The organism is Hymenobacter glacieicola (assembly GCF_014640315.1).
GTDB classification, from domain to species: domain Bacteria; phylum Bacteroidota; class Bacteroidia; order Cytophagales; family Hymenobacteraceae; genus Hymenobacter; species Hymenobacter glacieicola.
On the sequence record NZ_BMGS01000004.1, the window covers coordinates 168,747 to 189,303 of the forward strand.

18 protein-coding genes and 1 other RNA gene are annotated in these 20,557 nt (G+C 60.5%); 15 read left to right on the forward strand and 4 right to left on the reverse strand.

The window, feature by feature from the left end; all coding sequences use genetic code 11:
- Nucleotides 1-86: 86 nt before the first annotated feature.
- The 3 genes from IEW18_RS08715 to dgt all read left to right on the forward strand — a co-directional run bounded on the left by IEW18_RS08715 (nucleotide 87) and on the right by dgt (nucleotide 4,083).
- The gene (locus IEW18_RS08715; RefSeq protein WP_188557454.1) at nucleotides 87-1,571 is read left to right on the forward strand and encodes a TolC family protein; all 1,485 of its coding nucleotides are present in this window, start codon (nucleotides 87-89) and stop codon (nucleotides 1,569-1,571) included.
- Nucleotides 1,572-1,879: 308 nt separating this feature from the next.
- On the forward strand, nucleotides 1,880-2,572 hold the full coding sequence (locus tag IEW18_RS08720; protein WP_188557455.1) for a DUF1361 domain-containing protein: 693 nt from the start codon (nucleotides 1,880-1,882) through the stop codon (nucleotides 2,570-2,572).
- An 89-nt stretch (nucleotides 2,573-2,661) separates the two neighbouring features.
- Nucleotides 2,662-4,083, forward strand: a complete 1,422-nt coding sequence (gene dgt / locus IEW18_RS08725) for a dGTP triphosphohydrolase (protein ID WP_188557456.1) — start codon at nucleotides 2,662-2,664, stop codon at nucleotides 4,081-4,083.
- Nucleotides 4,084-4,279: 196 nt separating this feature from the next.
- Here the strand turns inward: dgt and IEW18_RS08730 are convergent, their stop codons facing one another.
- On the reverse strand, nucleotides 4,280-7,513 hold the full coding sequence (locus IEW18_RS08730; protein WP_188557457.1) for an AsmA-like C-terminal region-containing protein: 3,234 nt from the start codon (nucleotides 7,511-7,513) through the stop codon (nucleotides 4,280-4,282).
- Nucleotides 7,514-7,927: 414 nt separating this feature from the next.
- Between IEW18_RS08730 and IEW18_RS08735 the strand changes: the two genes are divergently transcribed.
- Entirely contained in the window at nucleotides 7,928-8,245 is a 318-nt protein-coding gene (locus IEW18_RS08735) for a DUF6686 family protein (protein ID WP_188557458.1), read from the forward strand.
- Nucleotides 8,246-8,333: 88 nt separating this feature from the next.
- Here IEW18_RS08735 and guaA read toward each other — a convergent pair whose 3' ends face one another.
- Entirely contained in the window at nucleotides 8,334-9,866 is a 1,533-nt protein-coding gene (gene guaA / locus IEW18_RS08740; RefSeq protein WP_188557459.1) for a glutamine-hydrolyzing GMP synthase, read from the reverse strand.
- A 366-nt stretch (nucleotides 9,867-10,232) separates the two neighbouring features.
- On the opposite strand from guaA, the gene IEW18_RS08745 reads away from it, so the two are divergent.
- From IEW18_RS08745 to IEW18_RS08770, 6 genes are all read left to right on the forward strand, one after another.
- A complete protein-coding gene (locus IEW18_RS08745) occupies nucleotides 10,233-10,730 on the forward strand; it encodes a carboxypeptidase regulatory-like domain-containing protein (protein WP_188557460.1) in 498 nt (165 codons plus the stop codon).
- A gap of 122 nt (nucleotides 10,731-10,852) precedes the next feature.
- Nucleotides 10,853-10,949, forward strand: an RNA gene (ffs, locus tag IEW18_RS08750) — signal recognition particle sRNA small type.
- Nucleotides 10,950-11,160: 211 nt separating this feature from the next.
- Complete coding sequence (gene fsa / locus IEW18_RS08755) at nucleotides 11,161-11,817, forward strand: fructose-6-phosphate aldolase (protein WP_188557461.1); 657 nt, start codon at nucleotides 11,161-11,163, stop codon at nucleotides 11,815-11,817.
- 91 nt (nucleotides 11,818-11,908) lie between these two features.
- A complete protein-coding gene (locus IEW18_RS08760) occupies nucleotides 11,909-12,112 on the forward strand; it encodes a fructose-6-phosphate aldolase (protein ID WP_188557462.1) in 204 nt (67 codons plus the stop codon).
- A gap of 108 nt (nucleotides 12,113-12,220) precedes the next feature.
- Nucleotides 12,221-12,928 (forward strand): cell division ATP-binding protein FtsE, encoded by a 708-nt coding sequence (locus IEW18_RS08765; RefSeq protein WP_188557463.1) that lies wholly within the window; start codon nucleotides 12,221-12,223, stop codon nucleotides 12,926-12,928.
- A gap of 127 nt (nucleotides 12,929-13,055) precedes the next feature.
- Complete coding sequence (locus IEW18_RS08770; protein ID WP_188557464.1) at nucleotides 13,056-14,045, forward strand: glycosyltransferase family 2 protein; 990 nt, start codon at nucleotides 13,056-13,058, stop codon at nucleotides 14,043-14,045.
- Here the strand turns inward: IEW18_RS08770 and IEW18_RS08775 are convergent.
- Nucleotides 14,042-14,968: a DUF6565 domain-containing protein gene (locus IEW18_RS08775; protein WP_188557465.1), complete on the reverse strand. Its 927-nt coding sequence runs from the start codon at nucleotides 14,966-14,968 to the stop codon at nucleotides 14,042-14,044. The genes IEW18_RS08770 and IEW18_RS08775 overlap by 4 nt on opposite strands.
- 207 nt (nucleotides 14,969-15,175) lie before the next feature.
- On the opposite strand from IEW18_RS08775, the gene IEW18_RS08780 reads away from it, so the two are divergent.
- From IEW18_RS08780 to IEW18_RS08800, 5 genes are all read left to right on the forward strand, one after another.
- Entirely contained in the window at nucleotides 15,176-16,297 is a 1,122-nt protein-coding gene (locus IEW18_RS08780) for a DegT/DnrJ/EryC1/StrS family aminotransferase (RefSeq protein ID WP_188557466.1), read from the forward strand.
- A gap of 124 nt (nucleotides 16,298-16,421) precedes the next feature.
- On the forward strand, nucleotides 16,422-17,231 hold the full coding sequence (locus IEW18_RS08785) for a M48 family metalloprotease (protein WP_188557467.1): 810 nt from the start codon (nucleotides 16,422-16,424) through the stop codon (nucleotides 17,229-17,231).
- 144 nt (nucleotides 17,232-17,375) lie between these two features.
- Nucleotides 17,376-18,419 carry a Gfo/Idh/MocA family protein gene (locus IEW18_RS08790; RefSeq protein ID WP_188557468.1) on the forward strand — a complete coding sequence of 348 codons (1,044 nt, stop codon included), beginning with the start codon at nucleotides 17,376-17,378 and terminating at the stop codon, nucleotides 18,417-18,419.
- A gap of 6 nt (nucleotides 18,420-18,425) precedes the next feature.
- Nucleotides 18,426-18,884, forward strand: a complete 459-nt coding sequence (locus IEW18_RS08795; protein ID WP_188557469.1) for a hypothetical protein — start codon at nucleotides 18,426-18,428, stop codon at nucleotides 18,882-18,884.
- A 43-nt stretch (nucleotides 18,885-18,927) separates the two neighbouring features.
- A complete protein-coding gene (locus tag IEW18_RS08800) occupies nucleotides 18,928-19,686 on the forward strand; it encodes an EcsC family protein (RefSeq protein ID WP_188557470.1) in 759 nt (252 codons plus the stop codon).
- Between the two features lie 114 nt (nucleotides 19,687-19,800).
- On the opposite strand, the gene IEW18_RS08805 is transcribed toward IEW18_RS08800, so the two are convergent.
- The gene (locus IEW18_RS08805; protein WP_188557471.1) at nucleotides 19,801-20,232 is read right to left on the reverse strand and encodes a DUF4890 domain-containing protein; all 432 of its coding nucleotides are present in this window, start codon (nucleotides 20,230-20,232) and stop codon (nucleotides 19,801-19,803) included.
- Nucleotides 20,233-20,557: the final 325 nt, after the last annotated feature.

Consider the following 20,557-nt stretch of genomic DNA (forward strand, 5'->3'; position numbering starts at 1 on the left):
AGGTAGCCGTTGTGAGGCCTCATTCGCTAGTATGGCAGACCAAATCCCCGCGAGCCACCAACAGAAAACTGTCGGCTAGGGGCGGCGTGCTGCCCGTCCGAGGGGTGCTGCGCGCCATGGGGGTAGTGTTTCTGCTGGGCCTGAGCTTGCTGGGGCAGGCCCAGCCCACCGCTCCCCGAGTAGCGGTGGCCGCGCCCGTCCCGACCGATTCGGGGCAGGTGTTTGCCCTGGCCGATTTGCTGAACTACGTGGCGTTGCGTCACCCAGTGGCCCGGCAGGCGGGGCTGCTACCGGAGCGCGCCCGCCAGGAAGTGCGCTACGCCCGCGGCCTGTTCGACCCCGCCGCGACCAGCAAATACTACGGTAAAACCTTCAAGGGCAAGGAGTACTTCCACGACTGGGACACCCAGCTGCGCATTCCGGTGTGGTACGGCCTTGATGTAAAGGCTGGCTTTGAGCGGGGGGTCGGCACTTACGTCAACCCCGAAAACTACACTTCTCCGGCCGGCCTGAGCTACGTGGGCCTTTCGGTGCCGCTGGCCCAGGGCCTGCTGATTGATGAGCGCCGGGCCGCCGTGCGCCAGGCCCAGGCTCTGCAGGGCCTGGCCGAGGCCGAACGCCGCGGGGCCCTGAACAAGCTACTGCTCCAGGCGGCCAAAGACTACTGGGACTGGAGCCTGAACTACCAGCGCCTGCAGCTGTTGGACCGCAATGCCGACCTGGCCGATGTGCGCTTCCGGGCCATCCGCCAGCGCGTGGTGCTGGGCGATTTAGCCGCCATCGACTCCATAGAGGCCCTCACGGAGCTGCAGAACCGCCAGGCAACGCTCAGCCAGGCCCGGGTGCAGTTTCGCAACGCTACCTTGCTGCTGAGCAATTACCTCTGGTCGGAGCAGCAACAGCCCCTGGACCTGCCTACCGCCGCTGTGCCCCAGCCCCTGCCCGGCCCCACCGACTGGCGCACCCTGGCCCCCGACTCGGTGGCGGCCCTGGCCCAGCTGGCCCAGCAGATTCACCCGGATTTGCAGAAAAGCCGCGCCAAGCTCAGCCAGCTCAGCGTGGAGCAGCGCCTGCTTTCCAACAAGCTCCTGCCCAAGCTCACCCTCGACTACAACCTGCTCCAGGCCGGCCAGCCCTTCAGCCCCGAGAAGCCCGCCAGTCTGAGCGGCAGCTACTTGGAAAACAACTACAAGCTGGGCGTGAGCTTTGCCTACCCCTTGCTGCTGCGCCAGGAGCGGGCCAAGCTCCAGCTCAACCGCCTGAAAACGCGCGAAGCCGAACTGGACTTGCAACAGGACTCCCGCGAGGTGCAAACCACCGTGCGCACCGTCGCCAACGACTGGGAAGCTCTGCGGGAGCAGCTGGCCCTGCAGGAGCAGGTCGTGCGCAACGCCGAGCGCCTGCGCAACGGCGAGCAAATCCGCTTCGAGAACGGGGAAAGCTCTGTGTTTCTGATCAACTCCCGGGAAGCCAGCCTGGTCTCGGCCCGGGTGAAGCTGGCCGAGCTGCAAAGCAAATACGCCCAAACCCAGGCTACCCTGCGCTGGGCCGCTGGCGGGGTGCCGGAGTAAGGACGGGAGTTAGAGGCGGGTGTAGGCCATTCCGCAGCCGGTTTCAGCCCCCACCCCAGAAATAGCTACCTCCCAGGGCACATAGCCTGTACCGCGAAGTAAAGCTTCGCGGTACAGCGTTTTATACTTGTCGTGTAAATACGGTAGCTGAACTTGAGGCGAAACCTCCAAAGCTCCGCGCTGAAGAGTTCACGTTAGGCTTTCCCAGAGAGGGGGCCGGGGGAGAGGCCCGCTACTTGGGTTCCTTGCGCAATGCCGGGCCGCAACCTTGCGTTACTACCTCCGGTTAAAAGTTCGTACTTAGTGGTATGTCGATGTCCGTAGCTACGTTATCCGCGCCCCAATTGCGGCAGCGCCTGAACCTGATGCTGGTGCTGGGCGCCTCGCTGGCGCTCAGTGTGGTGCTAATTACCTTCCGGGTGTTTCTGACCCACAAGATTTCCTTTGTATTCCTGCTCTGGAACCTGTTTCTGGCCCTGATACCGTTCGGGCTGAGCACCATGCTGGGGCTCACGGCTGGACGCTTGAAAGCCCGGGTGCTGCTGCCGGTGGGGGCCGTGTGGCTGCTGTTCTTTCCCAATGCCCCCTACATCCTCACCGACCTGTTTCACTTGGAGCCCCGCCCCGGCGTGCCGTACTGGTATGATCTGGCCCTGATTCTGAGCTGCGCCTGGAACGGCCTGATGCTGGCTTACGCCTCCCTGACCGATATGCAGCTGCTAGTAACGCGCCGCCTGGGCTGGAGTGCTGGCTGGGCCTTTGCTACCCTGGCTTTGCTGCTGAGTAGTTTCGGGGTGTACCTGGGCCGCTACCTGCGCTTCAACAGCTGGGATATTCTCACCAACCCCATTACCCTCTTCTACGATATCGTCTCGCGCATTCTGCACCCTACCATGCACCGCGGCACCTGGGGCGTGACGCTGCTTTATGGGGTGTTTCTGCTGCTGGGCTACGCTACCGTGCGCCTACTGGGCCAGCACCGGGAGCCGGACGAGCTGTAAGGGGTAGGCAGCCGCCCGAAAGGGTAGTCGCAACGGGTAAGGAAGAAATAGCCGTTTGATTTGCCGCTGCCTTGTACCTTGCCTCCCTGATGATGCACCTCCAAACCGACTCGCCCGATACTCCTACCATGAGCTGGGAACGGCTACTCAGCCGCCGCCGCTACCCCCAGCAGCCCCAACTACATGTGGTAACCGATGCGCCGCCCGTGCGCGGCGCCTTCGTGCAGGACTACGACCGGGTGGTGTTCAGCTCCCCGTTTCGGCGCCTGCAGCGCAAAACCCAGGTAATGCCGCTGCCGGAAACCGATTTTGTGCACACCCGCCTGACCCATTCCTTGGAAACGGCCTGCGTAGGCCGCTCCCTGGGGCGCCTGGGTGGGCGGCTGCTGCTGGAGGAAACCACCGGCCTGGCCCAGCAGCTGCCCCACCTCGATAGTGACTTCGGCGACATTGTGGCTGCCGCCTGCCTGGCCCACGACATTGGCAATCCGCCGTTCGGGCACTCCGGCGAAGATGCCATTTCGGCGTACTTCCGCAGCCCCGCCGCCGAGCCGTTTGTGCGCATGCTGAACGCCGCCCAGCGCGCCGATTTACAGCAGTTTGAGGGCAACGCCGCCGGGTTTCGGATTCTTACCCACACCTACGCGGCCCACAGCAGCGGCTCGGCGGGGTTGGGGCTGACCTACGCTACCCTCGGCGCTTTCACCAAGTATCCGCGGCCTTCCGTGGTGGAAGAGGCCACCCTTACCCGGGGCACGAGCGAGAAAAAGTACGGCTACTTTCAGACCGAAGCCCCTCGCTTTCAGGAGGTAGCCCGGGAGCTGGGGTTGTTGCCCAAGCCGCCCGGCACCGATTTGGGCGGCTTCTACCACCGTCATCCGCTGGCGTTCCTGGTGGAGGCCGCGGATGATTTGTGCTACCGCATCATCGACTTTGAGGATGGTCTTAAACTGGGCCTCATTCCCTGCGAAACCGGCCTGCGGGTGCTGCGCGATATGCTGGGCGACGCACCCGGCCGCCGGGGCTCCCTGGACTGGCGCGACTGGCGCGAGGAGCTGGGCTACCTGCGCGCCCGCCTCATCAACCGCCTGGTGCAGCAAACCGCCCGCCTTTTCGCCGACCGGGCCCCCGACCTGCTGCGCGGCCGCTCCGACGAGCCCCTGGTGCAGCAACTCGACTGCTGGGACCAGCTTCAGCATGTGCATCAACTCACGATGGAGCACCTTTACCGCAGCCGCCCGGTGCTGGAAATCGAGGCTGCGGGCTTTGAGGTAATGGCCGGGCTGCTCGATGCGTTTCTGCACGCCACCTTCGATCCGCAGGAAAGCTCCCGTTCCCGCAAAGTGGTGCAGTTGCTACCCGAGCAATTTCGGGCCATTGCCCACCAGCAGGGCGCTTCGGCCTACGAGCAAATCATTCTGCTCACGGATTATATCGGCGGCCTCACTGACCAGAACGCCATCAGCCTGTTCCGCACGATTCGCGGAATTGATTTGCCCAAGGGCTTCTAGCAGTATCAGACAAACGTCACAGTAAGTAGGTGTCATTCCGCGCAAAGCAAGGAATCTGGGTCAAGCCAAGAGAAGGCTAATCCGGATTCTTTGCTTTGCGCGAAATGACACCTGAATTTACGCCCCCACCATGCCTTCTAGTAATACGGCCCTGGTAGCCAACTGTAACAAATCCTCCTTGCACTACCCGTCAGCACTACTGCAGCAACCGTAACGTGGTATCCAGGGGCTGGCGCTGCAACAACTCCCGGTACTGCCGCTGAATAAGGGCTTGCTGGCGTTGCTGTTCCTGCTTGCGGAAGGGCCGCACCTTGTAAGGACTGCCAGGTTGCCGGTACAGGTTCATGTACACCAGTCCGCGGCTGGGCCGTTGCTCGGCCTCTCCACTCTGAATGCGGCTGATGCGCTTCTTATTGTCGCCGAACAAGGCTTGCAGCGGGCTGAGCCCCACGTAAAGATCGGCCTGGCCAGTGAGGTAATACTCGCCGGTTACGGTCATATCAGTGAGGTTACTACTCAGGCTTAGGGCCGGAATAAGGAGGCGGCTGCCCTCCAGCACAAAGCGCGGCTGCACGGGCTCGAAATACAAGTGCCCAGTGCGCTTTTCACGCAGCAGTTTCAGGGCCTGGGTAACGGCTTCCACCTCAATCATCTCCAAGTCGCGCAGATCCGTACGCAGAAAGGCGCGGGTTTGGGAAAGTAAGGGCAAAAAGGTGGGGCCCAGCTCCGTATGCACGTCGGCTTCGCAACGCATGCTGCCCCGGATGTTGTCCGGCCCCACCACGTCGAACCTCAGTAGATGAGCCAGCTCGAACAGCTTGGGCAGCTGAATGTCGCGCAGCCGTAACTGGGCATGTAGGGGGCGGGTGGCCGTGCCGGCATCAGTTCGCAGGGTGCCGCGCAGGTGCAACGAGCCATCCAGGGCCTGCACAGCACATTCTTCTACCTGTACCTGCCCGGCCTTCAAGTTGCTCAACAGCCGGAAATGTTGCCCCCGCAGGGCTCCATACGTCATTTGGGCAGCCGTTACCCGCACCCGGCCGGTTATCGTGCCATCCAAAAACGGCGAGGGGCGAAGGCGGCCACGGGCGGCGGCCGGTCGGACCTGCTCCGGCGAGGTGGAGGGTAGGGTACTCAGGCTGGCCAGCATCTGCAACAGGTGCTGCACGTTCAGGGATGCATACCGCAGGTCAATGTCGGTGCGGGCCTGGGCCAGCCGCGTGCCGGCCAGCAGGGCGCTGGCACTTACGCGCCCCGTGCCCCCGGTGCCGATAGTAAAAGTTAAGGCCGGAATCAGAAAGCGCGGCCCATTTTTATCCACGCGCAAACGCAGGTTGGTGAACTGCTCAGGGCCGGGTAGCAGCAGCCGGTCGATGGTAATGAGGGCCTGTCCGTTGGCGGCCAGCAGCACCTCGCGCAGGGTAGGAGCCGCCGGAGCAGTGGCGCTGCGCCGCGGCGGCCGGGTCAGGCGGGCCAGCAGCTGCCGGTAGCGCAGGGTGCGGAAGTGCACGGCCAGCTGGGCGGCCACGGGGGGCGGCGTGAGGGTGTCAGTCGGCCAGCTAATAACCCCCCGGATAGTGCCGCCCCACATGTGCCCCCGTAAATCCGTAAGCTGCACCCGCCGCCCGTCGTGGCGCACGGTGGCGGCTAGCTGTTGTAGGGTGTCGGTGCCCACTACCAGCCGCCCGCATTGTAGCCGAACATTTAAGTGAAGCCCGGGAGGAAGGAAATTTAAGACCCGGGCTGCTAGCTGCGGCTTGCGGCTTCGGCCCGGTCGCGGCGTTCGGCCGGAGCGGAAGCTACGACCGGGCGGGGCTAGCAGCCGGCGCAACTCGTGCAGGTGCAACTCATCAACTCCGAAGGAGCCTGTAATGGTCGTAGCGGCCCGTTGCCCGCTGAAATACGCGAGTAAGTACGTGGTCGTGGCATTGGCCCGCACCTGCATGCCGTTGAGCCGTCCCGTCAGGTTTTCCAGAATCCAGCGGCTGTCGTGCAGCCGCACCAGCACATTCAGCCCGGTCATGGCGGCCTGCCGGCCCGGCACGGTAAAAGCGGCCTGCTCGAGCCGGACGGTGCCGTGGGCAGCCAGAATGGGGAGGAGGGTGTCGGGGCGGGTTGTGCGCCGCGCCAGGCGGTCCGGGATTTCCGGTACGGCGCCGTTGAGCTGCAGGTCCAAAGCGGCCTGCCCGCCCCGGGCCCGCCACAAACGGGGCGCCACTACGGCTGCCAGGGTCTGCAGCTCGGTGCGGCCCCGCACCCGGCCCAGCAGGTGAGGGCGGGTAAAGTCGCGTACTGTCAGGGCTGCTTCCAGCTGGCCGGCCCGCGAGTACAGGCGACACTGGGTAAAAGTTAAGTAAGTGGTACGAGGCGAGTGCTGAGGGCCATTATCGAAAATGCCGCGTGCATCCCAGCGCTGAATCCGGCGGGCGGCGTCGGCCCATTGCACCTGAGCCCCGCGCAAGGCAAAGCGCAGAATGGTGCGCGGCCGGGTGGTTGGGCCACTTATCCCACGAATGGTGTACCAAATACGGGCGTGGCTGCGGCTGCGGGCTCCCTGCAAATACCGTTGCAAACCGGAGGGTAGGGCCACGTGCAGCACTTCCAGCAGGGGTTGAGTGCCCTGAAAGCGCAGATTCAGACGGGTACCGCGCGGCTCACCGGGAGCCGCCCCCCGGTGGGTGCCGGTAACCAGAATCGTGTCGCCGTTGAGCGTAGCGTGGGTGCGTAAGAAAGTACCTTCCCGCCGCCGGAAATCGTAGCGGTAGCGCACCAGGGCCACCACCGGTTCCTGGGTAAACAAGTTGCCGCGGCCGCTCCGCAAGTAAACCAACTGCCCGTCGAGCCGCCCACGGGCCTGGGCTACGCCGCCGCGGGAGCGAACCGTTAGCCGGCCCTGGCGCACGTACGCCGCAAAGCCGCTGTGGTGCAACTCGTTACGGTCCGTGACGCGCACGTTCCGCAACACCAGGGAGTCCAGGTTGAAATCGGGCGGGCCGGCAGGAGTAACCCGGCGCGGACCTTTGCCGCGTAGTCCCCAGTCGTGGCCCAGCGAATCGGTGAACTGCTGGAACGTGCCATTCTGGAGCGTTACGTGGCTGATGCGGATGCTACCGCGCCATATCTGCTGGAGCTCCACCCGCATATCGGCCCGCTCAATGCGCAGCACGGGTACGGCGCGGTGGTAGGAGGTGTCGGTAAGGGAAAGGTGGTGCACGGAAGCCGTGAGGTGCGGGAAGTTGCGCCACACCGAAAAATCTACCCTGAAGGGAGCTACCACCAAATCTGACTGCTGAGCCAGCCGCTGCCTAATAGCCTGCTCCAGGCGGCGCTGCCCCCAGCGCGTCCCAAGCAGCCACGTACCTGCCACCACCGCCACTAGCAACCCCAGCACAGCTAGGACCAGGAACTGGCGGATGGACGGTCGTTTCATACAGGGCAAGGAGAGCGTAAAGGGCCGGTGCGGTTTTACGCAGAAAATGACGTAGCGTCTGGGCCAGTGGTGAACCCCTTACTACCGCTCGCTGCTTTAAGCGCGGGGCAGGTATTTTCCTGATCTAAGGGTGCGGATGATGGCGGCCTGTTCAACCAGCAACCTCAGTAGCAACTTGCTCTTACGTAGAACAATGGTTTTGACACGCAGCCAAGCCCAGGGTTTCTTGTAAGGGGCTACTGTCCGGCTGGTGCCCTCGTTTCAACTGCTTCCCAGGGGCATCCGGTAGATTAGAGTAATCGTGCGGATAAGGTCAGAAGCTGTAGAGAAGGCCAAGAAATTTTAGTGTTAACTATTTAGAATTTTTCTAAATAGTTATACTTGTGCCATCCAACGTTTCCTAAGCAACTTCGCATGGCCCAGTTCTTTCATCATAACGAATACGGTTACTGCGCCCGGTGCCCGCGCACTTGCCACTTGCACGTCTGCTTTGGCAATGTAGCCATGGCCGCTACCCCCGCTGAGTTCCAGGAGTTTCGACACTGCGTCACGGAAACATGGCGGCACTACTGCCTGCACACCCGCGACCCGGAAGCCCGTAGCATTGCCCTGCGCACGGCGGCGCCCCGGTTGGCCTTGGTGTTCTCCCTGGTGGAGCTAACCCAGCTGCGCGACATATTGGAAAACACAGCCTTGCTGCTGGAAGTAGAGGAGCTGCTGCAAAGTGAGTAGCAAGAATAACAGGGTAAATAACAGGGTAAAAAAAGGCCGCCTGTTTTCCCGAGCGGCCTTTTTTACCCTGTTATTTCTTGCAGTTCACTTATTCCCACTCAATAGTTGCCGGGGGCTTGGAGCTGATATCGTAGACGACGCGGTTAATGCCACGCACTTGGTTGATAATCTGGTTTGAAACCTGAGCCAGGAACTCGTAGGGCAGGTGGGCCCAGTCGGCCGTCATGCCGTCTACGCTGGTTACGGCGCGCAGGGCCACTACCCGTTCGTAGGTGCGCTCATCGCCCATTACGCCCACGCTTTGCACGGGTAGCAGCATCACGCCAGCCTGCCACACTTTATCATACAAGCCGTGCTCTTTTAGGCCGTTTATGAAAATGGCGTCGGCGCGCTGGAGTAGGTCTACTTTCTCGGGGGTGATGTCGCCGAGGATGCGGATGCCCAGGCCGGGGCCGGGGAAGGGGTGGCGGTGCAGGATGTTCGCGGGCAGCTCCAGGGTGTGGCCTACCTCGCGCACCTCGTCCTTGAACAGGGCCCGCAGCGGCTCCACAATCCGCAGGTTCATTTTGTCGGGCAAGCCGCCCACGTTGTGGTGGCTTTTAATCGTCACGGCCGGACCTTTTACCGATACCGACTCAATTACATCGGGGTAAATGGTGCCCTGGGCCAGCCAGCGGGCGCCGTCTACTTTCTGGGCTTCCCGGTCGAACACCTCAATAAAGGTGCGGCCGATGGCCTTGCGTTTGAACTCGGGGTCAGAAAGGCCCTGCAAGGCCGCGTAAAACTCCTCGGAAGCATCCACGCCGCGCACGTTCAGGCCCAGGTCCTTATAGGAGTGGAGCACGTCTTCGTACTCATTCTTACGCAGCAGGCCGTTGTTCACGAAGATGCCGTGCAGGCGCTTGCCAATGGCCTTGTGCAGCAGCAGCGCCGCCACCGAGGAATCAACCCCGCCCGAAAGGCCCAGAATTACTTGGTCCTCTTGGCCAATAGTCCGTTGCAGGGTTGCCACCATGCTGTCCACGAAGTGCTCCGGCGTCCAGCTCTGGTCTAGCCCGCAAATGTTCACCACGAAGTTCTGGAGCAGGGTTTTGCCGTCGGCGGAATGGGTAACCTCGGGGTGAAACTGAATACCGTAGGTCGGCTGCCCCTGAATCTGGTAGGCCGCCACCGCTACCTCTGGGGTGCTGGCAATGATATCGAACCCTTTGGGCAGGGTCTTAATCGTGTCGCCGTGCGACATCCAGACCTGCGACTCCGTGGGTACGCCGTGCAGCAAGGGCGAGGCGTGGTGGACGCGGGTGAGACGGGCGCGCCCGTACTCCCGGATGGTAGCCGGCAGCACCTCGCCGCCCTGCTGGTAGGCCAGCAGCTGGGCCCCGTAGCATACGCCCAGCACGGGCACGCGGCCCAAGTACTCGGACAAGTCGGGGTTGGGCGAGTCAGCGTCGCGCACGGAACAGGGCGAGCCCGAAAGCACAACGCCCCGGATGTCCTCAGTGAGGTCCGGGGCGTGCGTATAAGGATGAATTTCGCAGTAGACGTTCAGTTCCCGGATGCGCCGGGCAATGAGCTGCGTGTACTGCGACCCAAAATCGAGAATGAGAATCTGTTGAGGCATGGGCAAAAGTACGGCGCAGATTTCAGACCTGAAGCACCCGCATGCAGATACTCCCCGACTTTTCTGCTTCCTCAGCACGTAAAACTCAGGTGCCGCCTTGGGCACCACCCCCGGCAAGGGCCTTGCTGAGTAGTTTGTTTTATTGGGTAATTGCCTCGGTAAACAAGGTCACAAATCGAGGTAATAGCTGCTCGGCTTTTGCAATATATAACTGCTTTTAATGTGGTATACATGGTATTATCCGCCTATAATACTATGCGTTTCTTAAGTTAATACTAGTCACGAATAAGGATTAGATTGCCTTTACAGGAAGAGGAGCGTGGTACATCTTTGAGGAAATTATTTACCTGTTTCCTGCCCTGCTTTATGTGTTCCCCTCTTCCGTTACTTGCCTTGTCACTGCTAGGTGCTTTGGTGCTGCCAGCTGATAGCCTCGCCCAACAGCCCGAGAAAACCAAGCAGCTTGATCCGGCTCCATCAGCCGCCGGTGAGGCCGCCGATCTGCTGGCCGTCACCCGAGTAACTCCGTCGCGGGGGCTGGCTCTTCAGGGAACGGCTGCCAAGCCCGCGGCCAAACTGCTGGCGGGCAATGTAGTAGACGAGTGGGGGAAGCCGCTGATGGGGGCTACCGTTATGATACTAGGCGACAAAGAGCATTCCGTGAGTACCAACTCAGAAGGCAATTACCTGCTGCCTACTACAACGGCGGCTCCGGTAGTGCAGGTGAGCTTTGCGGGCTATGTGGCGGCAGAACGTGTGGCCCGCAGTCAGGCCGACTTACTGTTCAAACTAGAGCCCATTAAGGGGTACAAGCGCGACTTAAAAAAGCGGAGCAAGGCTGCTGCCAGAGCCTGGCAGCACTAAATTGCTTCCGGAAGAGGCGCCTACTGGAATAAAATGATCTGATACTCTTGCTTCTACCTCCTAACCCAGAAAAATATCTGCTGCGGGTGTGCTTTCTGCCGAAATAGCTGCTTACCTTTGTCCCGGCGAGTCAGAACGACCAGCTCCTGTTGAACTCCCCCAGGACCGGAAGGTAGCAAGGGTAGACGGTTGAGCGGTGCGATTTTGGCTCGCTTTTTTTATCACGGATTTAGACGGATTAACCGGATTTCACGGATGCCTCTTTATCTGCTCAATACCAGCAAGCGCTTTCCATAGGGAGGCGCTTGCTGTGTTTTTGGCCCCCTAGCAAACGCGGCACCGCGAGCCAAACGGTATAAAATCCGCGCAATCCGAAAAATCCGTTTAATCCGTGATTAGCTTTGGGCATCGTTGTTCCCAATCTATTCGCATGAAATTTTTCATTGATACTGCCAACCTGAAGGAAATTCAGGAAGCTGTGGAGCTCGGGGTGCTCGACGGCGTGACCACCAACCCTTCGCTGATGGCTAAGGAAGGCATCAAGGGCACCGATGCCGTGATGGCCCACTACCAGCAAATCTGCGAAATCGTGGATGGCGACGTGTCAGCCGAAGTTATTGCCACTGATTACGAGGGCATTATTCGCGAGGGTGAGGCCCTGGCGGAGTTGCACCCCAACATCGTGGTAAAAGTGCCCATGATCCGGGACGGCATCAAGGCTATCCGCTACTTCTCCGACAAGGGCATCAAAACCAACTGCACCCTGATTTTTTCGGCCGGACAGGCCCTGCTGGCCGCCAAAGCCGGCGCTACCTACGTGTCGCCCTTCGTGGGCCGCCTCGATGACATCGGGCACGATGGGCTGCTGCTGATCCAGCAGATTGTCGACATCTTCTCGAACTACGGCTACCCCACGCAAGTGCTGGCCGCCTCCGTGCGCCACGTGCCCCACCTGATTCAGTGCGCTGAGCTGGGCGCCGATGTGGTAACCTGCCCCCTGAACGTGATTACGGGCCTACTGAACCACCCACTCACCGACAAAGGCCTGGCTACCTTCCTGGCCGACCACAAGAAGGTGAACGGGTAGCATATAATGTGTGGAATGTGAGAAATGTGCCGAATGTGCGGAAGCACCATGTTCACATTTTTCACATTTTCACGTTTCTCACATTATCCTCATGTATATCATCAAAGTAAAAGGCAAGGCCAAAATTCCGGATTACATTCAGCTGCGGGATGAGCATTTCGTGCTCATTGCCTACTTCCGCGCCGACCGGCCCCTGAAGGATTTACACCGCTACGGGCTGGAGGGCAAGGAAACGGAGCTGGCTACCGTCATTGAGGGGCTAGAGTTTGGAAAACTGCAAAAGCTCGAACTGTAAGCTGCCTGGCTGCTCCTGATTCCGAGCTTCGAGGGCAAGTCTGTTTCGCAGGCTTTCCTCGAAGCTCGGAATACGTGTTTCTGGAGCCTGCCCTGTATCTTCGCCACTATGCCTACCTCTGCCACGCCCGTTATTGAGTTGCACGACGCCTACATCATGCAGGATGTAAACACCGTGCTGCAAAAAGTCACGTTTACGCTGGAAAAAGGAGAATTTGCATATTTGGTGGGCCGCACCGGGTCAGGAAAAAGCTCCCTGCTCAAAACCCTGTACGCCGATTTGCCCCTGCCCGCTGGTTCCGGTACAGTAGCGGGTTTCCCCTTGCCCAAGCTTAGCAGCAGCGACAAAGTACCCTTTCTGCGGCGCAAGCTGGGCATCATCTTTCAGGACTTTCAGCTGCTGTTCGACCGTTCCGTGGCCGATAATCTGCTGTTTGTGCTCAACGCCACGGGTTGGTCGGGGAAGGCACGCAAGCAGCAGCGTATTTCAGAAGTGCTCATGCGGGTAGGTCTGGCCAATGCGGCCTCCAAGATGCCCCACCAGCTTTCCGGGGGCGAGCAGCAGCGGGTCGTCATTGCCCGGGCCCTGCTAAATGAGCCCCTGCTTCTGCTCGCCGACGAACCCACCGGTAACCTCGACCCCGATGTGGCGGACAGTATTATGCGCCTGTTCGTAGAAATCAACAATGCCGGCACGGCCGTACTCATGGCCACCCACAACTACCAGCTTATCCGGCAGTATCCGCGGCGGGTGCTGAAGTGCGAGCAGGGGCAGCTACTTGACTCGGCCATAGCTCCCTTCGAGCTGGCCCTGTAAGCTACTAAGTAGTCTTGCGCATAGCCGGCAACCAATGGGCGGCTGGGCTAGGCTGACGAGAAATTGCGCAAAATCCCCGATATTACGCTGCCTACGGCATTTTGCTTCCTCCTTTTTTCGCAGCAGCATGACGGGCCTATCCGTGCTTATTCCGGTGTTCAACCACGATGTGCGGCCACTGGTGCGTGCCCTACTGGCGCAGGCTCCAAACTGGCGCGGCCCGGTTGAAATTCACTGCCTTGATGATGGCTCTGCTTCTGTCTATCGACTGAAAAACCGGGAGCTGGCTTCTGTACCCGGGGTAGAATACCGGGAACTGGAGTACAACGTGGGCCGCGCGGCCATTCGGAACCAGTTGGCCGCTGCCGCACGCCAGGAGTGGCTTCTGCTCCTCGACAACGATAGTCTGCTGCCCGACGCCCACTTTCTGGCCCGTTACGCAGCGGCTCGCACCCGGGCCCGAGTGCTTTCAGGGGGAACAACTTATGAGGCCCAGCCTCCCAAAGAAGAAGCCCTGCGGCTCCGTTGGCTGTATGGGTGCCGCCGCGAGGCTCGGCCGGCTGCCGTGCGCCAGCGGGCGCCCCATGGGCAGCTTACTCTCAACAACCTGCTGATCCGGGCCGACATATTTCGCCGTTTGGGCCTGGATGAGGGCCTGACTCGCTATGGGCACGAGGACACAAAATTTGGCTGGCTACTGCGCCATACCGGCGTTAGAGTAGTGCACTTGGATAACCCCGTGCTACACAATGGTTTGGAGCCCGCTCCAGTTTTTCTGCAGAAAAGCCACGATGCCGTACGCAACTTGGTGCAACTCTACCGAACCGAGGGGCTAGGTGCCGACACCCGGCTGCTACGGGCGGCGTTGCGCCTGCAGCGCTGGGGGCTAAGCAACGCCGTGCGGGCCGCGTTTGGCCTGCGCCGGGAGCAAGTGCGCCGCAATCTACTTTCCGGCCGCCCCAGCCTGCGGCAGCTGGATGCACTAAAGCTCTACTGGCTGCTAAGTGAACTAAGTACCAGTGCGCCTCCGCTGCCGGTAAGCACCCAGGCTGCACAAAAAAGCGCCGACCCTTCCGTGGAAGAATCGGCGCTGGCACTCAAAAAAGAGGAAGCCTAGTCGTTATCGGTGTTTTTGACCTCCGACTTTACTTCTTTGTAGGCGCCTTTTACTGCGCCACCGACTTTCTTGCCCACTTTAGCGGCACCCTGGCCGACATCTTTGCCGGCTTCTTTTACGTCATCAGCCGTGTTGCTGGCGGCGCGGCCCACGGCCGCGCGCTCGTCCTGGGTTTCTGCGGCTGCGTTTTCTGCCCCACGCTCCGTAGCGTCGGCGCCCTGGGCCACGCGAGCTTCGGCCTTATCGTAAGACTTAAAGGCGGCGTATTTCAGCTTTTCCTTCTGAATCTCGGCCAAGTCGCGGGCCGGAATATCCTTTTTTACCTTGTCGTAGGCTTCGTCGAGGGCCCGCCACTCGGCATTGATATTGCGCCAATCGTCGATGTCGTACTTATTCTCGTTTACCTTAATGTCGCGCACAAAGGCCTCGTAGGTCTGGCGGGCATTGGCGGCCGTGAGCTGGGCGGCTGGGTTCGTGGGCTTGTAGTACTGGCCCATTTTCGTGCTGCCCCCGGCAGTAGTGCTACCCGAGCCCGACATGGCGCTGGTTACGCCGGGACGGTTTTTCCAGGCCATTTCGCGCTTGTCGTAGGCCGTGGTGTAGCGCGTGCGCAGCTGCTCAATTTCCTGGCGGCGGGCATCGTCGTAGCGGTCCGCGTACTTGTCTACGGCCGCTACTTTGGCGTCGAAGTCCGACTTAAGCTGAGCCGTTTCCTGCTCGTAATCGGCTTCGGCTTCGGAAGCTACGGCCTCGGTCTTCGTTTCCGTTTCCGAGACAAAGGTTTTGAAGTCGTTGTACGCCTGGTCAGCATCAGCCGAAGCTTCGTTTTGCTGGTTTTGGCTGCAACTCGTGACGAGGGCGCCACCGCCGCCCAGCACGAGCAGGGCAGAAAGGGCATTGACGGTGAGGGTTTTCCTGAACATGGCGTAAGAGTAGGTTGGGAGAGAGGGAGAATATAGGAAGGCTACGATGTAGCCCGTGGGTTGCTTAACGCAACAGCTACTTTCCTGGTTACGCACCACTCTAGCCCCGGGGTTTGAGTTGCCGTTCTATCTTTGAAGCCTGCTTTTTCTTCGCTTTCTAGTATTCTTTTCGTGCCGCTACCCCCTGATCCGCGCCTACCAATCCACATGCTAGACCTGGCCGCCCAGCACGCTCCCCTCCGGGCCGAGCTGGATGCCGCCGTAGCGCACACCCTGGCGGAAGCGGCCTTTATTCAGGGACCCGCCGTGGGCAAGTTTGCGCAGGAGCTGGGCGACTACCTCGGTGGTGCTCACGTAGTACCCTGTGCCAATGGTACCGACGCCCTGCAACTAGCCCTGATGAGCCTGCGGCTGCCGCCGGGAGCCGAGGTCATTGTGCCGGCGTTTACCTACGTGGCTACCCTGGAGGCCGCAGCCGTTCTTGGGCTGCGGCCCGTGCCGGTGGATGTGCTGCCCGGAACTTTTAATCTTGACCCCACTGCTACCGCCGCCGCCATAACTTCCCGCACCGGGGCCGTGGTAGCGGTACACCTGTTCGGGCAGTGCGCCGATTTGGAAGCGCTGCGTTACCTGGCCGATCAGCACGGAGTGGCTTTACTTGAGGACAATGCCCAGGCCATTGGTGCGCAGTTTACGGCCCGCAGCGGCGAAACCTGGTGGGCCGGTACGGTGGGGGAGGTCGGCACCACCTCGTTTTTTCCCAGCAAAAACCTGGGGGGCTTCGGCGACGGCGGGGCCCTACTTACCCGGAGTGCTGGGCGGGCTGCTGCCCTGCGCCAGCTCGCCAACCACGGCCAGCGCCGCAAGTACCACCATGAGCACATTGGCTTGAACTCCCGCCTCGATACGGTGCAGGCTGCCCTGCTGCGGGTAAAATTGCGCTACCTCAAGGAGTGGACTGCCGCCCGCCAGCAGATAGCCGCCCAGTATGACGCAACGCTGGCGGCGGTACCCGGCCTAGAGGTGCCCGCACGCGACCCGCGGAGTACGCACGTATTTCATCAGTACACGCTAACCGTGGCCGACGAGCCCGGCCGCCGCGACGCCCTCCAGCACTACTTGGCGGCTCACGGCGTGCCCAGCGCTGTGTACTACCCGCTGCCGGTGCACGCCCAGCCGGCCTACCAGTACTTGGGCTGCCAAACCGGGCAGTTTCCGGTGGCCGAGCGTTTGTGCCGCACAGTATTATCCTTGCCTATTCACCCTACGCTACGACCCGAGCAGGTAGCCTACGTGGCAGAGGTAGTGCGTAGCTGGGCGGAAGCGTAGGCTGGCTGCGGCGTCTTGCGTATTTAAATCAGACAGGCAGCAGCGGGAACAAGGCCGGCAGTTTGCTGGCACTGTTTTTTCTTTTTCTCGTACTACCTCCGTCATAATTTCCCCTCTTTGTACTATGCGCCATTCATTTCTGAAGTTTTTTCTTCCCCTGGCCGTGGTTGCGGGCCTAACTACCGCGGCCATTCACAAGCCTGAACAGGGCATCAATCTGTTTTCCATCAACCAGGATATTGCCCTGGGGGCCCAGGTGGCCAAACAAACCGACTCGCTGTACCGCGCCAAGGGGCAGCTGCTGGAACGCTCCCGCAACCCGCGCGCCTATCAGCTGCTCGATGGGGTAGTGAAGCGCGTGCTGGACAACGGCAACCTGAAGTACCGCACCCAGTTCCCCTGGGACGTGCAAATCATCAAGGACGGCCAGACGCAAAACGCCTTTGCCACGCCCGGCGGCCACATCTACGTGTTTTCTGGGCTGATCAAATTCCTGGACAATGAAAACCAGTTGGCCGGGGTGCTGGGCCACGAAATTGCCCACGCCGACCGTCGCCACAGCACCCAGCAGCTTCAGCAGCAGTACGGTACCAGCTTGTTGCTGGGCCTGATTCTGGGCAACCGCTCCTCCAATCAGCTTGTGCAGATTGCGGCCGGTTTGGGGCAGCTTAAATTCAGCCGCAGCTTTGAAACCGAGGCCGATAAGTACTCCACCATCTACCTCAACGGTACCCGCTACTACTCCTGCGACGGGGCGGCCGGCTTCTTCATCAAGGCCGAAAAGCAAGGCGCGGCGGGCACTCCCGAGTTTCTGAGCACCCACCCTAACCCGGGCTCCCGCATCCAGAGCATTCAGCGCAGCGCCCAGCAGCTGGGCTGCACCGGCAAAAACGTGAGCAACAATAACTTCAACGAGCTAAAACGGCTGTTGTAAAGTCAGCGTAACAGCTTACCGTACGGAAAGCTCAGCAAGCCCGTAGTGCCGCAGTAGGCGCTACGGGCTTTTTTGTATCAATGAAGCCGCGGTTTTTTCGGAGCTTGCGGCGGCGCTGTTCCCGCCGCATTTACTTTCCTGGCTTTGGCTGATTCTGGTGCTGCCGTTCGTTTCGTTATTTGTGGCGTGGGCCATATTGGCCGCCGACATGCCGCGTTGGTGGTGCGCCATCCGGGCGCTACCCTCGTGGCGCTAGTCGATACAGATCCAACGCTTACCCAGGCGCTGGCCACGGAGTTTCCGGGTGTGCCGCTGTATTCTGCTCTGAGTGAGTACCTTACTGCCGGGCCCGAAGCTGATGTACTCACTATAGCTACACCAAATTACCAGCATGCGCCCCAGGCTATAGCGGGGTTGCAGGCGGGGCTGCACGTAGTTATTGAAAAGCCCATGGCCCTGCGCAAAACCGATGCGCAGGCCATTGTGCACGCCGCTTGGCAGATGAACCGGCTGGTATTTGGGGTGATGCAGAACCGTTATTCGCCGCCGGCCGCCTGGCTTAAGCAGATCTATGAGGCGGGCACCTTGGGGCAGATATATCTGGTGCAGCTCAACTGCTTCTGGAACCGCGACGCCCGCTACTACCGCCCCGGCGGCTGGCGGGGCACTCAGGCTCAGGATGGCGGCACGCTTTTCACCCAGTTCAGCCATTTTGTGGATTTACTCTACTGGGTGTTCGGCGACATTACGAATATCTCGGCCCGCTTCCGCGACTTCAACCACCAGAACCTCACGGAGTTTGAGGACAGCGGCCTGGTAACGTTTGACTTGGTGCGCGGGGGTAGTGGCACGCTGCAGTACAGCACCGCCGTCTGGGACCGGAACCTGGAAAGCTCCCTGACGGTAGTGGCCGAGCACGGCAGCCTCCGCCTCGGCGGCCAGTATCTTGATAAGGTAGAGTACTGCCACCTGCGCGACTACCACCTGCCGGCCCTACCGCCCACCAATCCGGCCAACAACTACGGCGCCTACCAGGGCAGTGCGGCCAACCACGTGCAGGTAATCGAAAATGTAGTTGATACCATCCAAAACCGCAGTTGCGCCACTACCAATGCACTGGAAGGCCTGAAAGTGGTAGAAATAATTGAGCGCATCTACAGCTTGCGCCAGCCCCCGACGTCTGATTAAGCACTTATGAACAACTTATTTCCGGCGCTGGGTTGCGCTTTGCTACTGGCTGCCTGCTCCGCCGATTCTGAGAAACGGGCCGTGCAGGCCACCCCGCCGCCCCCGCCTACGGCCAGCGCCGTTAGCTCCCGCGGCCGCGACACTATCCTTACCGGCCAGGAATTTTCTACCCGCGTGTATGTAGATCCGCGGGTACTTGCCGCTATTGGCCCGGCGGAAAGCAAGCCGCGGACTATCCACATTACGTACCGCCCCTCCTTGGCAAGCCCTACCTACGACACGGCCGTGATGCTTGGCGACACGGGTATTGTGCGCTTTACCCCGACCGCGCCAAATGTAAAACCAGGCGAGATAAAGCCCCACGAGTGGATATATCGAGTCGAGCTGGACTACAATGAGCGTTACCCCGGCCCCGATACCATCTTCATGAACCGGGAGATTCTGTATCTGAAAGGAAAGCTGTAGTTCCCCGGTCAACCCTGTGCGAGCGGCGGCAGTATCACTTCATATGGCCCTACTAGAAGAACCGGCGTTTACGGAGCTGCGCATCTGGCAGCGCCGCATGCAGCAAAAGCCTACGCTGTGGGGGCGCCTGACGCGGCGGGCCCAGGCCCGGCTCAATGCTTTGTTGCCGGAGAAAGTACACGCGGCCATTACGGCAGCCATCAAGCAGATGGTGCGCGGGGTGCTGTTTGGCTCCACGCATACTACCCGCCGCCCAGAGGCTGCAGCCACACTGGCCGAGCGCGAAGCAGCTGTGCGCAACACCCTGCGCTACTACCGTAATACGGCCGCGGCTGAGGGTGCCGTGACCGGAGCCGGCGGGTTTCTGCTGGGGCTGGCCGATTTTCCCTTGCTGCTGGGCCTGAAGCTGAAGTTTCTCTTTGATGTGGCCAGTCTCTACGGCCACGACGTGCGCGACTACACCGAGCGGCTGTTTTTGCTCCACATCTTTCAACTGGCCTTCAGTAGCCAGCACACCCGCAACCAGGTGTACCAGCGCGTAGCTCACTGGGACACCTACCGCTACACCCTGCCCCCCGACGTGCAAAAGTTCGACTGGCGCACCTTCCAGCAGGAATACCGCGACTACATCGACCTGGCCAAGATGGCCCAGTTGGTGCCCGTGATTGGGGCCGCGGTGGGAGCAGTGGCTAACTACCGCCTGCTGGAGCAGCTCGGCGATACGGCCATGAACTGCTACCGCCTGCGGTGGCTACACGCCGCCAACGGTGCTGCGCCTGCACCCCTCGTTCCTGCAACCTAAACAGGAAAACAAGTGCTGACTTCTCGTGGCCTGCAGGAAATGCGCTCAGATAGAATGGCAACAAAAAGCCCCGTTTCTCCAGGGAAACGGGGCTTTTTTTGAGAAGTAATGAGCTTAGCTTTTGGCTTTGCGGTGCTCGTGCTGGCCTTTGTGCTTGGCTTGCTTTTGCGCCTGGAGCTGTGCGTATTTGGTGTATTGCTCGGCGCTCAAAATCTGCTTGAGCTGAGCTTCGTACCGGTCCTTGCTGGCTTTCATGGCTTGGTGGCGCTGCTGCTTATCGGCAGCCGAGGCCGTTTGGGTGCGCTGGGCCTGCATTTCCTGGAAACGCGCCAGGTGAAGCTGGCGCACCTGCTCGGTTTGGGCCGCCGAGAGACCGAGCTTCTGGCTCAGGCTCTTGGCTTTTTGCTCGGCGCGTTGCTCGGGCGTTTTGTTGGCTTTGGCGCCCTTTTGGTGCTGGCCGTGGGCCGCTTTCACGGGCGTAGTTTGGGCCGAGGCGGCGGCAACGGAAAAGGAGCAAGCGGCGAAGAGAACGAGGAGCTTTTTCATGGCTATGTTGGATAGGTTAAATTCAGCGAAAGAAGCAGGCCGTGGTCCGGAACAGGCTTTAGGCTTCTGGCAGGTCAATAGGCAACTCAGGTGCCAACTTTGACCAAAACCCGAGGGTAGCAGGGGCTGGAAAAATTTAAATTTTCAGGTTAAACTTCAGTGCAGCAAATCAATCGTTGTGGTATTTGCTTGATAGACAGATCGTATACAATTGAGTTTTCGGGCTGCGCTGCTAGTCTGCAGCGGGCAAACTCAGGTTACTCGGCGGGCAACAGGTAGCAGGTAATGGGGCGTTTGCAGAGGCAGAATTCCGGTTCTACCTTTG

Excerpts from the sequence above, each read along its gene's own strand:
- dgt (WP_188557456.1), top strand. The coding sequence starts at position 2,662 with ATGATGCACCTCCAAACCGACTCGCCCGATACTCCTACCATGAGCTGG.
- IEW18_RS08730 (WP_188557457.1), bottom strand. The coding sequence starts at position 7,513 with ATGAAACGACCGTCCATCCGCCAGTTCCTGGTCCTAGCTGTGCTGGGG.
- IEW18_RS08720 (WP_188557455.1), top strand. The coding sequence starts at position 1,880 with ATGTCGATGTCCGTAGCTACGTTATCCGCGCCCCAATTGCGGCAGCGC.
- IEW18_RS08760 (WP_188557462.1), top strand. The coding sequence starts at position 11,909 with ATGTATATCATCAAAGTAAAAGGCAAGGCCAAAATTCCGGATTACATT.
- IEW18_RS08785 (WP_188557467.1), top strand. The coding sequence starts at position 16,422 with ATGCGCCATTCATTTCTGAAGTTTTTTCTTCCCCTGGCCGTGGTTGCG.
- IEW18_RS08735 (WP_188557458.1), top strand. The coding sequence starts at position 7,928 with ATGGCCCAGTTCTTTCATCATAACGAATACGGTTACTGCGCCCGGTGC.
- fsa (WP_188557461.1), top strand. The coding sequence starts at position 11,161 with ATGAAATTTTTCATTGATACTGCCAACCTGAAGGAAATTCAGGAAGCT.
- IEW18_RS08765 (WP_188557463.1), top strand. The coding sequence starts at position 12,221 with ATGCCTACCTCTGCCACGCCCGTTATTGAGTTGCACGACGCCTACATC.
- IEW18_RS08770 (WP_188557464.1), top strand. The coding sequence starts at position 13,056 with ATGACGGGCCTATCCGTGCTTATTCCGGTGTTCAACCACGATGTGCGG.
- IEW18_RS08795 (WP_188557469.1), top strand. The coding sequence starts at position 18,426 with ATGAACAACTTATTTCCGGCGCTGGGTTGCGCTTTGCTACTGGCTGCC.
- IEW18_RS08745 (WP_188557460.1), top strand. The coding sequence starts at position 10,233 with ATGTGTTCCCCTCTTCCGTTACTTGCCTTGTCACTGCTAGGTGCTTTG.
- IEW18_RS08780 (WP_188557466.1), top strand. The coding sequence starts at position 15,176 with ATGCTAGACCTGGCCGCCCAGCACGCTCCCCTCCGGGCCGAGCTGGAT.
- guaA (WP_188557459.1), bottom strand. The coding sequence starts at position 9,866 with ATGCCTCAACAGATTCTCATTCTCGATTTTGGGTCGCAGTACACGCAG.
- IEW18_RS08775 (WP_188557465.1), bottom strand. The coding sequence starts at position 14,968 with ATGTTCAGGAAAACCCTCACCGTCAATGCCCTTTCTGCCCTGCTCGTG.
- IEW18_RS08800 (WP_188557470.1), top strand. The coding sequence starts at position 18,928 with ATGGCCCTACTAGAAGAACCGGCGTTTACGGAGCTGCGCATCTGGCAG.
- IEW18_RS08805 (WP_188557471.1), bottom strand. The coding sequence starts at position 20,232 with ATGAAAAAGCTCCTCGTTCTCTTCGCCGCTTGCTCCTTTTCCGTTGCC.